We start from the raw sequence: 11,262 nt of genomic DNA, 5'->3' as shown, positions 1-11,262 counted from the left end.
AACGGGATCAACAGGCGATACTGGAGTAACGGGACCGACAGGTGCCACTGGAGTGACGGGAGCAACAGGCGTCACTGGAGTGACGGGAGCAACAGGTGCCACTGGAGTAACGGGATCAACAGGTGCAACGGGTACCGCAAGCCCAGGGTTGGCATCGTATGCTTATGTTTATAATACTTCCGCTCAGACTGTAGCTATTGAAGCGGACGTCACTTTCGATAGTAACCAAAACCTTACCAACATTACTCATACGCCCAATACCGCTGAAATTATTATTGTTAATGCTGGAGACTATGCAGTGTTTTTCATCGTTGCCGGGGTGCAGGCCAACCAGTTTACCCTTTTTCAGAACGGAGTCCCTGTAGGGGGGAGTGTCTATGGTTCAGGAGCTGGCACCCAACCTAATTCAGGCATGACTATTATCACCGCCGCTCCTGGTGATGTATTGACGTTGCGGAATCATTCCAGTGCATCGGCTGTTGGTCTGCAAACACTGGCAGGCGGAACGCAGATCAATGCCAATGCATCTATTCTTATTCAACAATTGAGCAGCTAACTCAAACTGTGAGCTATAAACGGAAAGAGAATTGCTTCCCGAAAGAAGGATAAATCTTTAAATAGTATCTATCTGTAAATAACAAATGGAATGTGTCCAAAAAAGTAGACATTTCAATTTGAGAATGCTCATTTTTTAGACATTAAAAGAGAGTGATCGAAAGAGGTATGGTCAGATTCAGATTCTTTGCCAAACAATATGTACAGAAAAGAAACCATGTGCCAGGAAAAAATGGCTGCATGGTTTTTATTCTTGTCGTTGTTCATTTATATATGTGGATTCAGCTGGAGAATGACTATCTGAACATGTTTTTGACGACCATCCAGAGATTGGCTGGCTTCTCGGCCAGACGGCGGGTGTAGTACGGGTACCACATGGTCCCATAGGGCACGTAACAACGAATGCGGTATCCTTCCCTTGCCAGACGTTCCTGTTCGCTCATGCGCAAACCGTACAACATTTGAAATTCAAATGCATTCGGGGAGATTCCACGATCCTTTGCATACTGCTTGGTCCAGGTAATAATGTTGTCATCATGGGATGCAACCGCGGTGTATACACCCTGATCGAGATGACTACGAATCATGGTTTTGAATTGATCAATGACCTCGGAAGCGCTCTGATAAGCTACGGATGCAGGCTCCTTGTATGCTCCCTTGACCAGACGCAGCCGGATTCCCTCCCGAATCATGTCCCGTGTATCCTCTACGGTACGATGCAAGTAGGCTTGCAGCACTGTTCCTGTATTATCCAGCCCTTCCGCGTGCAGACGGCGCACGATATCCAGCGTTGCTTGAGTAAATGGACTGTCTTCCATATCAATACGTACAAACAGATCATGTGTCTTGGCCTTGACCGCGACAGCGCGGATATTGTTGTAGCCTTCTTCGGGGTTCAGCGCCAGTCCCATCTGGGTTGGTTTGAGCGAGACGTTGGAGTCTGCACCCTGACGGGCGATGCCTTCCACAAGACGTACATACTCATCCCGATATAACGCTGCTTCTTTAAGTTGGGTAATGCCTTCGCCCAGATGATCCAGTGTCGCCATAATGCCTTTGTTGTTAAGTGCCCGAATCTCTTCGAGAGCCTCTTCCAGTGTATTGCCAGCGATGAACTTGCCTGCGAGCTTTTTGCCATATTTGATGGACAGATTCTCCACAGCTTTATTTCCTGCAACGGTCAGCAGCGTCTTGCGGTACATTTCCGTTCCGATACTCATCGGGGTTTCCTCCTTATGGTTCATGCTTCTTCATAACGAAACTACCAAGCAATAATCATGCCAAGGTTGTTCTGGACGGGAATAAAGCCGACGTTGATTTCAAAAAAAATATTTTTCCCGAAAAATATTCCTTCTTCAATCGGAGTTGGCATGGATCTTGCTACATATATTGGGTGATGAGTAAAATGCATGGCAGCTCAGGCTAACAGCCAGCGAACCCCACATCCTGAAGGAGGAATCATTGATGAACATCCCTTTTGTTAACGAACCATTCACATCCTTTGCGGTCCCGGCTAACCGGGAGGCATTTGAGAACGCGTTGCGTAAGGTAGAAGCAGAGCTTGGGCAGGAATACTCCATCATTATTGGTGGGCAAAAAATAACAAGTGCCCGTACGATAACCTCCGTCAACCCTGCGGTGAAAGATCAGGTCGTCGGAACGATCTATCAGGCAGATCAGGAGCTCGCCGAGCAGGCGATCCAGACCGCTGCGGAAACATTCCGCACCTGGAAGCATACGGACCCGAATGAACGTGCCCGGTATTTGTACAAAGCGGCGGCACTCATGCGGCGGCGCAAGCATGAATTCTCGGCCTGGATGGTATATGAAGCAGGCAAGACATGGCCTGAAGCGGATGCGGATACAGCGGAAGCCATTGATTTTATGGAGTTTTATGCGCGTGAGATGCAGCGTCTGAGTGAACCCCAGCCGCTTACGCGAATTGCAGGCGAAGATAATGAACTGAGTTATATTCCGCTTGGTGTAGGGATTGTCATTCCCCCATGGAACTTCCCGCTTGCCATTATGGCAGGTATGACCTCGGCTGCGCTGGTCTCCGGCAACACAGTTGTATTGAAACCTGCGAGCACAACACCGGTCATTGCAGCCAAATTCATGGAATTGCTTGCGGAAGTGGGCGTGCCTGATGGCGTCGTTAACTATTTGCCAGGACCGGGCAGTGAGGTTGGTGATTACCTTGTAGATCATGCGCTTACCCGCTTTATCAGTTTCACAGGCTCCAGAGATGTGGGTCTGCGGATCAATGAACGAGCAGCACGAACTGCACCAGGTCAGAAATGGATCAAACGAGTCATTGCCGAAATGGGCGGCAAGGATTCCATCGTGGTGGATCGCGACAGTGATCTGGAATTGGCTGCGGAATCCATTACAGCTTCGGCGTTTGGTTTTTCCGGACAGAAGTGCTCCGCGTGTTCTCGCGCCATTATTCATAAAGATGTATATGATGAGGTACTCGAAAGAGTGATTGAACGGACCAAACAGCTGACCATGGGCAGCCCGATTGAAGTTGGAAGTCAGGTAGGCCCTGTGATTGATGACAAGGCATATGCCAAGATCACGGAATATATTGAGATCGGCAAAGGGGAAGGACGCCTTGTATGGGGCGGCGCTGCAGGGAACGAGGAGGGTTATTTTATTGAACCGACCATTATTGCCGATGTAGACCCGCAGGCACGGATTGCACAGGAAGAGATTTTTGGACCTGTGCTGGCCTTTATCAAGGCAGACTCTTTCGAAGCTGCGCTGGATATAGCCAATAATACGGATTATGGTCTGACGGGTGCGGTAATTTCGCGTAATCGTGAACATCTGGAACAGGCCAGACGGGAATTTTTTGCGGGCAACCTGTATTTTAACCGTAAATGCACAGGCGCTTTGGTGGGTACACATCCATTTGGTGGATTTAACATGTCGGGTACAGATTCCAAAGCAGGCGGGAGAGACTATCTGCTGCTGTTCACGCAAGCCAAGCTGGTATCCGAGAAATATTAAGTTTGAACAGTTGGGTTTGAACCCGCTGACAATCGTTTGGTTTCTATGCTATTATTCTGAAAAAATGATCTTTTGTTCGTCGATATACCGAGGTTGCTTGAGCAGCACTTAAGGAGGGAGACGGATGTTAGGCGTTCAGTTGGTGCAGGAGGGGCGTATTCGATTAACTATTACGCCGGAGATGAAACAATCCATTCATTTGCTTACCTTGTCAGGTCAAGAATTGGCTCGTTATTTGCAAGACGTCGCCGATGAGAATCCGGTGCTTGAGCTGGAAGAGCCCACTGCTCTGCGCGCCCGGCTCCCTCGTCGAATGCATCAGGGGCAGCTCTATTCTTACGATCCTTTGCTGCAGGCAAAAGGAGCTGAGCCTACGCTGGAACAACTGCTGACGTCCCAGCTTCGCTTGCTGGATCTCCCTTCTGCTCTGAAGACAACAGCTGTATATCTGGCTGGTTGTGTGAATGCGGATGGTTATCTGGCCATAGAGCTGGAGGAAGTTGTACTGGCAAAAGGGATATCTGTGACCGAGGCTGAAGCGGCTCTGGACATTCTCCAGTCGCTGGACCCGGCAGGAGTTGGCGCTCGCAATTTGCGTGAATGCCTGTTGCTTCAGATTAGAAGGGACGGGGCTGCTAATCCGCATGCGGAGCGGATGGTGGAGGAAGGGCTGGAGGAGCTCATTCGATTCCATCCCGGCAGAGTTGGGAACCGTCTCGGAATGACCTCGAAGCAGGCTCAGGTAGCGTATGATTATATTGCCAGTCTGGACCCGAAGCCTTGCCGATCAATGGGGTGGGTGGAACGTCCGCATTACATTATTCCGGATGCTGTTGTGGATATCAGGAACAATGAGGTTTCTCTTCGCTTAAATTCAGCAGGTATACCGCGTGTATCCCTGAACGATGCTTGCTGTCGCTGGATTCGAGATGCCAATGCAGATGAAATCTGGTCAAGGCGGGCAATCGAAGCGAGAGCCATCATTCGCAGTGTGCACATGCGCCGCAGAACGTTGATGAGTGTACTGGTTGCAGTGATGAGTGAACAGGAGCCCTTTCTTCGAGAAGGGACGGCTAGTCTGAAACCGCTCAATTTGGCAGCGATTGCCGAGGTCATTGGTATGCATGAATCGACGGTGAGCCGTGCTGTAAGTGGCAAATATGTTCAAACACCTCATGGTGTGTATGAGCTCAAGGCTTTTTTTGCCTCCGGAATTGAAAAGGTGAGTGGGGAAATGACCTCTGCGCCCTCGGTGAAGCTTAGACTGAAAGAACTGATTCGTTCCGAACAAGCGGAACGCCCTTACTCGGACAGTCAGCTTACAGCGCTGCTTGCCAAAGAAGGAATTGTCATCTCTCGCCGTACGGTGGCCAAGTACAGGGAGGAGCTTCAGATTTTGCCTTCGATTGAGCGGAAACGCTGGGCATGAATGAGCTTCTGCCTCCATTAATTATATATCCTAAACAAGTAACCCCCGCAAGCCGTGGTAACGGTCTGCGGGGGTTGTTCGATCCGATATAGACTATAACGGATAGGAAAGAAATAACCTGAAGAAGATGAACTTTAACAGCTTACAATCGTTCCATATTACGCAGGAAGTGCTCACCGGCAATCCCTGGAGTTGTCATTTGCTCCGGATGCAAAATTTCTTCCAACTCGATCGGTGTCAGCAGCCCTCGTTCCAGAATAATTTCCCGCAGCGTAAGTCCGGTTTTCAATGCTTCTTTCACGATGGAAGCTGCTACATCATAGCCAAGATGCGGGTTAAGCGCTGTAATTACGCTGAAGCTCTGTTTCATGATCAGCTCGCAGCGTTCACGGTTCGCTTCCATCTCTTCCACAGCATAACGGGTGAATACATCGATGCCGTTATTCATAATTTTCAGCGATTGCAGCAAGTTGAACGCGATAACCGGGCCCATAACGTTCAGCTCGAATTGACCCGCTTCACAGGCCATGCAGATCGTATGGTCGTTCCCCATCACCTGGAAGGATACCTGATTGATAACCTCAGCCATAACCGGATTGACTTTACCCGGCATAATGGAGGAACCGGGCTGACGAGGCGGCAGGCGCAGTTCGTTAAATCCCGCACGTGGGCCGGAAGCCATCATCCGAATATCGTTACAGATCTTGGACAGGCTGACCGCACATACTTTCAGTGCAGCTGACAATTCCAGGTATGCATCTGTATTCTGCGTGGCATCCACGAGGTCTTCAGCCGTATGCAGATTCAATCCTGTCACATCGGACAGATGCTCTGTAACCTTGACGATGTACTCCGGTTTGGCGTTAAGGCCTGTACCCACAGCCGTCGCTCCCAGGTTAATGGTGAGCAGACGGCGATTCGCGAATTCGAGACGCTCTATATCCCGTCCAATTACGCGTGCATAGGCACCGAATTCTTGTCCGAGCCGAATAGGTACGGCATCCTGAAGGTGGGTCCGGCCTACCTTAACTACATCATCGAATTCCTGTTCCTTTTTGTGGAAGGCCGCCTGTAGACGCTTCATCGTATCCAGCAGCGTTTCGGACAACCGATAAGCCGCGATGCGCAGCGCGGTTGGGATCACGTCATTGGTGGATTGGGACATGTTCACATGGTTATTGGGATTGCAGTGGAAGTAATCTCCCTTGTTCTGCAACAGCAGTTCCAACCCGCGATTCGCGAGAATTTCGTTCATATTCATATTCATGGAAGTGCCAGCACCGCCCTGAATGGAATCTACAATAAAATGATCCAGATGATGGCCTTTCATCATTTCTTCAGCAGCCATGACAATGACATCGCCGATTTTGCGCGGCAGCATTTTCAGCTCCATATTTGTAATTGCTGCAGCCTTCTTCACCGCAGCAAGAGCTGTAATCAGCTCCCGGTGCACCGGAACGCCGGTAATCGGGAAGTTTTCCACAGCCCGTACCGTCTGTATTCCATAATAGGCATACTCAGGAATTTCTTTTTCTCCAATAAAATCTTTCTCCGTCCTTGTGGACATTGTAGACATTTCGTTCGCCTCCAGTGGCATCCAAAAATAGGTCAGCTCCGGCAATGCCGAAGCGCACTCAGTATATCATTTAAGCAAAATGGATGCCAACCTAAATCATTTCACCCGAATTGCCGATAAATAATTTAAATTAAGGATATCACCTTGGCTAAAGGGTCATTCAGCCTAACTCGTAAAAATCTGTCTTATCCATTATGCTCCACTTGAATGAAGTCATGCATGGACATCTGGACAGCCATCAATTTGTCGTTTTCAGTGATCTAAGTCACATGTTATTTGGTTATTTGCTGGTAAAATAGGAAAAAAGGACTATGAGGTGTGCATATGAAATGGACTTTAGGCGCAAAAACCGTCGCAGGTTTGGTACTAATATCACTTATTACGTACGGAACTAGCGGCTTTTTTATATTTTTTCTCCAAGATTGGCTCTCGTTCTCCATGCCGAGCTGGTTGTTTGTCTCCATCGTTCTGGTCATGGGTGTCTGCTGGAACGGAATTTTGGGCTGGTTTGCTTCACGCTGGCTGACTCGTCCTATTGTGAATCTGTCCCGTGCCGCACAGCAAGTCTCATCGGGAGACTTGACGGTCGAGATTCCGCAGCGGCGTACAGAAGATGAACTTACTGTATTGTATGAAGCTTTTCGCGTAATGGTTTCCAATCTGAGAAGTATCGTGAACGATATCTCGGATAGCACACGAACCACCTCACAGAATGCCCAGTCACTTAGTGAAGCCATTACCCAGGCAGCAGAACAGATCGAGATGATGTCGGATGCCGTGGATCATATCGCAGTGGGTGTAGAAGAACAGAAGGTAACCTCCGAGCAATCACTGATTACAGCAGGGGAGATGTTGAATGATTTTCAGCGTATGCACAGTCAGTCGATCGGCATGACAGAAATGTCCGGCCAGATGGAGCGATCGGTAGATCACACGAAGCAGACCTTTTCTTCTTTAATGAAAGGAATGGACGAGCTTGCAGAGTCCCACAATCGTTCCCGCGACATTATGCTGCTGCTCGAGAAGGAAGCCTCCGATATTGAAGTCATTACCCAGTCCGTCAAAGATATCGCTGAGGAAACAGGGCTGCTTGCCCTAAATGCTTCCATTGAGGCCGCTCGAGCGGGAGAAGAGGGTTCAGGTTTTGCTGTGGTGGCGCAACAGATCCGGAAGCTGGCAGATGAGAGCAAACAATCGGTGCACCGGATTAATGAACTGATCAGCCGGGTACAGCAACGAATTAAGGACACAGCTCAACTGATTCATGAACAGCATGGTCTGGTTATTAACGAATCCGAGCGTACGATCTCTGTCGATCAGACATTGCAAGAGCTAACGGGGACCGTGGAAGTGTTCATGAAAGGCGCACATGATATCGGGTCCAAGATTGCGGAACAGACGGGCCGCGTCGAACAGACACACGGTCATGTGAAAAAGATTCAGGGAGAAGCCGGATCGTTCTCGGATGAAGCGAGACGGATTATGGATGCCGCGCATGAGGAGACGGCAATCATGCAGGAAATATCGTCTTCGGCTGAAGAGCTGAGACAGTTAACTGATCGATTAATGGACAAAACGAAAGCATTTCGGATGCAGCCTTAGGCTGTTTCCGGAGTGTTTTTTTTGCTTATTATGGTTAAACCCGAACGTTCTTTCGCAAAAAGTGAAATATGTAAAGATTTTTTTATGAAACATTAACAAATTCGCAACGCGTGGGCGATAAATGAAGATATAATAGGTAGTATTACACAACAGATAAGGAGCCCAGTATATTGAAAACTTGGACAGGTATCCTGCTGATGATTATTTTGGCGGTAGCTACGATTAGTATAACCTCAGCTGCCAGAACCATGAATGAATCGCAAAAACAGCTTAACATAGATGATCAATCCAGCCAGACCGCAGCGGTCTCGGCTTCCAATATAGAAACAATGAATGAAACAACGTTTACTACGAAAGAAACAACTCCCATCAAGGAGGAGTACGTATCGGCTGCTCCAGAGAATGAAAATGTAAGATTATACCCCATGAAAGTTGAAGGTTCAGGCTATCTATATAACGGAATGACTCTGGAAGTAAGCGGAAAGACCCGGGAATTCGCCGAATGGCAGGGTGAAGGTGGAACTTACAAACCCGAAGTGCACGAGCTCGATCTGAACGGAGATGGCAAGAAGGAGATTGTTGTGTTGTTTACAGCCGGTCATGGAACAGGCATATATCTGGGCGAGGCGCATATTATCGATCCAGATACATTGGAAGAGATGAAGATGCAATCACTGGATGAGATTGTGAAGCAGCATGTGAAATCGAAAGTCCGTGTGGCCCCGGACCAAATTGATGTTGATGTTACGGTTGACGGAGTAAGATCAGACCCTTCCCGGATCGATGGAGACACAAGCGGGGGCTTATATAACGAAGAGCTGAAATTTGGTGGGGTTACTTATTACAGTGTAGAGAATGGAAAATTGGTGGTATCGGCAGCGGGTGCATATGGAACAGGTTTATATGACGGTGATCTGACGTTTGCCTATGAGTATAAAGATGGCGAATGGAAGGCTTCAGATTTGAAGTACAGCACAGAAGAATATGAAGAGGAGTACTATGAATCCTTTGATTGAAGCTGAGGATAGAGCAGAACAAGGATAATTCCGACGTTTATGACAAAAAAATATATTCCTGCTGTCTTAAATGATGCAGGAAAACGAGTGAGGCTGAAAAAAATGATGAACATTTAGCCTCGCTTTGTGCTGTCCGAATACAAAAAAAAGAAATACAGATTTTACCATGAAATGATTGACATTAATCCTTTAGTGGTTTAAATGTATAAAGTAAGCAACTCATTTTATACCTTCAGGAGGGCTACTTAATGAAGAAGAAAATGGTACTTGGATTAATGGTAGGAACGCTTACGTTAGGGATCGGTACCGGGGCATTGGCAGCAACAGGTCTGGAGCCGATCAAAGCATATTTGAACAGCAAGATATCTTTGAAAATGAATGGAACAACCGTCACAGCCAAAGACGCCAATGGAAAGACCGTCCTGCCGATTACGTACAATGGAACGACCTATTTGCCGGTGCGTGCGGTGGGTGAACTGATGGGTACGGATATTACCTATGACAGTGTAACCTCCTCCGTTAACATTGGCGGCAGTAATGAATCTGCACCACCATCCGAAACGAATAAACAGACGCTCAGTTCACTTGGAGCAGCCGTGCTCGGCACATCTGATTGGCACACCAAAGATCCGGGAGAAACATCATACAAAGGCAAGGATTACAAAGATGTTTATTTGCATACGGACTCAGCCAAGCTAGGGAACAGCTTTCAGATCATGACGCAGAAAAAATATTCCAAACTACATCTTGAACTTGCAACGATTGCAGGGTCCCAGGAGATCAAAGTTATAGATCATAACAATACAACGCTAAAAACATTCACTGTTGCCCCAGAAAGCGGCTTGATTGGTGTAGATATTGATGTAAAGGATACGGATTTCATCTTTATCGAAATTGTGGATGAGGACCCGGGTTCTTCTTTGTTTGTTCCATTGACTACCTCTTATTTAATCAAGTAAGAAATAGATGGGTCTAAGGAAAAAAACGATTCTCGCCAGAACACCAGCCGGGTTTAACCTTGGGTGATGCCAGCGATAATCGTTTTTTATTATGCCTTAGTGGCTGTAATTAACGAATCATGGTGTCCAGCGGTTTCAATTTGGATTCGATCTCTGCCCGGCGACCTTCAAGGAATGGAGGCAACGCCAGGGATTCACCAAGATGAGCCATTTCTTCATCCGTATCGAAGCCGGGACCGTCGGTTGCAAGTTCGAACAGGATACCATTTGGTTCACGGAAGTACAGAGAGCGGAAGTAGAAACGGTCTACGAAACCGGAGTTCGGGAATCGGAAGTTATGAACCCGTTCCACCCACTGTTTCAGTTCTTCTTCATTATCCACCCGGAAGGCGACATGGTGTACACTGCCGCGTCCAGGACGTTCCTGAGCAAGGTCGTTTCGTTCTTCGACATGAACCTCGGAGCCGCTGCCACCTTCACCGGATTCGAAGACGAGTACATCGGGTTGACCTGCGACAAAAGCAGGATACGTCCCTTTTTGACGGAAGCCGAGCAGTTCTGTGAGGACTGGAGTGGTAAGGGATGCATCTTTGACGGTAAGATGCACCGGGCCCAGGCCTACAATACCATATTCAGCAGGTACGGGGCTTTGATCCCACGGTTTGCCTCCGGCAACACCTGCATCGTGTTCATCGGAGACAAGAATCAGGCGCTGTCCTTCGAAATCGCTAAACGAAAGCGTGGCACGCCCTCCGCGCTCAGTGATTTCTCCATGAGGCACATCGAATTCATCAAAACGCTGCTGCCAGTACGTAAGAGCTTTATCACTTGGTACTCGCAGGGAAGTGGCCGAAATACTGTTCACCCCTTCACGCGTCTGTCCGGCCATCGGAATTTCAAAGAAGGTGAGCTCAGTGCCCGGATTGCCTTTTTCGTCGCCATAGAAGAGGTGGTAGACTGAAACATCGTCCTGGTTAACTGTTTTTTTGATCAGTCGCAGCCCCATGACGTTGGTATAGAAACGATAGTTCTCAGCGGCGTGCGCAGTCAGTGCAGATACATGGTGAAGTCCTTTGATTTGCATAATAATTCCTCCTGGTAAAGTAGTATGGG

Annotated in this window: 9 protein-coding genes; 6 read left to right on the top strand and 3 right to left on the bottom strand. The window is 48.2% G+C overall.

The features are described from left to right. Window positions 1–556: collagen-like protein (locus PPA03S_RS14455; RefSeq protein ID WP_167666039.1), on the top strand; the 556-nt coding region annotated here is incomplete at its 5' end. A gap of 295 nt (window positions 557–851) precedes the next feature. On the opposite strand, the gene PPA03S_RS14450 is transcribed toward PPA03S_RS14455, so the two are convergent. Beyond that, on the bottom strand, window positions 852–1,775 hold the full coding sequence (locus PPA03S_RS14450) for a proline dehydrogenase family protein (RefSeq protein WP_062324010.1): 924 nt from the start codon (window positions 1,773–1,775) through the stop codon (window positions 852–854). Between the two features lie 244 nt (window positions 1,776–2,019). Between PPA03S_RS14450 and pruA the strand changes: the two genes are divergently transcribed. Together pruA and rpoN are read left to right on the top strand one after the other, a co-directional pair. Next, window positions 2,020–3,567, top strand: a complete 1,548-nt coding sequence (gene pruA, locus PPA03S_RS14445) for an L-glutamate gamma-semialdehyde dehydrogenase (RefSeq protein WP_062324009.1) — start codon at window positions 2,020–2,022, stop codon at window positions 3,565–3,567. A gap of 124 nt (window positions 3,568–3,691) precedes the next feature. Further along, the gene (rpoN, locus tag PPA03S_RS14440) at window positions 3,692–4,996 is read left to right on the top strand and encodes an RNA polymerase factor sigma-54 (protein WP_062324008.1); all 1,305 of its coding nucleotides are present in this window, start codon (window positions 3,692–3,694) and stop codon (window positions 4,994–4,996) included. Window positions 4,997–5,138: 142 nt separating this feature from the next. On the opposite strand, the gene PPA03S_RS14435 is transcribed toward rpoN, so the two are convergent. Continuing rightward, a complete protein-coding gene (locus tag PPA03S_RS14435) occupies window positions 5,139–6,572 on the bottom strand; it encodes an aspartate ammonia-lyase (protein WP_062324007.1) in 1,434 nt (477 codons plus the stop codon). Window positions 6,573–6,896: 324 nt separating this feature from the next. Here PPA03S_RS14435 and PPA03S_RS14430 point away from each other — a divergent pair, with 324 nt between their 5' ends. The 3 genes from PPA03S_RS14430 (at window position 6,897) to PPA03S_RS14420 (ending at window position 10,149) form a co-directional block, all read left to right on the top strand. After that, complete coding sequence (locus PPA03S_RS14430) at window positions 6,897–8,174, top strand: methyl-accepting chemotaxis protein (RefSeq protein WP_062324004.1); 1,278 nt, start codon at window positions 6,897–6,899, stop codon at window positions 8,172–8,174. 170 nt (window positions 8,175–8,344) lie between these two features. Beyond that, window positions 8,345–9,190 (top strand): hypothetical protein, encoded by an 846-nt coding sequence (locus PPA03S_RS14425; protein ID WP_062324002.1) that lies wholly within the window; start codon window positions 8,345–8,347, stop codon window positions 9,188–9,190. Window positions 9,191–9,438: 248 nt separating this feature from the next. Then, window positions 9,439–10,149 carry a stalk domain-containing protein gene (locus PPA03S_RS14420; RefSeq protein ID WP_062324000.1) on the top strand — a complete coding sequence of 237 codons (711 nt, stop codon included), beginning with the start codon at window positions 9,439–9,441 and terminating at the stop codon, window positions 10,147–10,149. A gap of 109 nt (window positions 10,150–10,258) precedes the next feature. Here the strand turns inward: PPA03S_RS14420 and PPA03S_RS14415 are convergent, their stop codons facing one another. Continuing rightward, complete coding sequence (locus tag PPA03S_RS14415) at window positions 10,259–11,233, bottom strand: ring-cleaving dioxygenase (RefSeq protein WP_062323999.1); 975 nt, start codon at window positions 11,231–11,233, stop codon at window positions 10,259–10,261. Between the last annotated feature and the right edge of the window lie 29 nt (window positions 11,234–11,262).

This window comes from Paenibacillus pabuli NBRC 13638, assembly GCF_001514495.1.
GTDB classification, from domain to species: Bacteria; Bacillota; Bacilli; order Paenibacillales; family Paenibacillaceae; genus Paenibacillus; species Paenibacillus pabuli.
This window is presented reverse-complemented; position numbering and strand designations above follow the sequence as displayed.

Coding starts and splice junctions, on each gene's coding strand:
- PPA03S_RS14435 (WP_062324007.1), bottom strand. CDS start 6,572: ATGTCTACAATGTCCACAAGGACGGAGAAAGATTTTATTGGAGAAAAA.
- rpoN (WP_062324008.1), top strand. CDS start 3,692: ATGTTAGGCGTTCAGTTGGTGCAGGAGGGGCGTATTCGATTAACTATT.
- PPA03S_RS14415 (WP_062323999.1), bottom strand. CDS start 11,233: ATGCAAATCAAAGGACTTCACCATGTATCTGCACTGACTGCGCACGCC.
- PPA03S_RS14420 (WP_062324000.1), top strand. CDS start 9,439: ATGAAGAAGAAAATGGTACTTGGATTAATGGTAGGAACGCTTACGTTA.
- pruA (WP_062324009.1), top strand. CDS start 2,020: ATGAACATCCCTTTTGTTAACGAACCATTCACATCCTTTGCGGTCCCG.
- PPA03S_RS14450 (WP_062324010.1), bottom strand. CDS start 1,775: ATGAGTATCGGAACGGAAATGTACCGCAAGACGCTGCTGACCGTTGCA.
- PPA03S_RS14430 (WP_062324004.1), top strand. CDS start 6,897: ATGAAATGGACTTTAGGCGCAAAAACCGTCGCAGGTTTGGTACTAATA.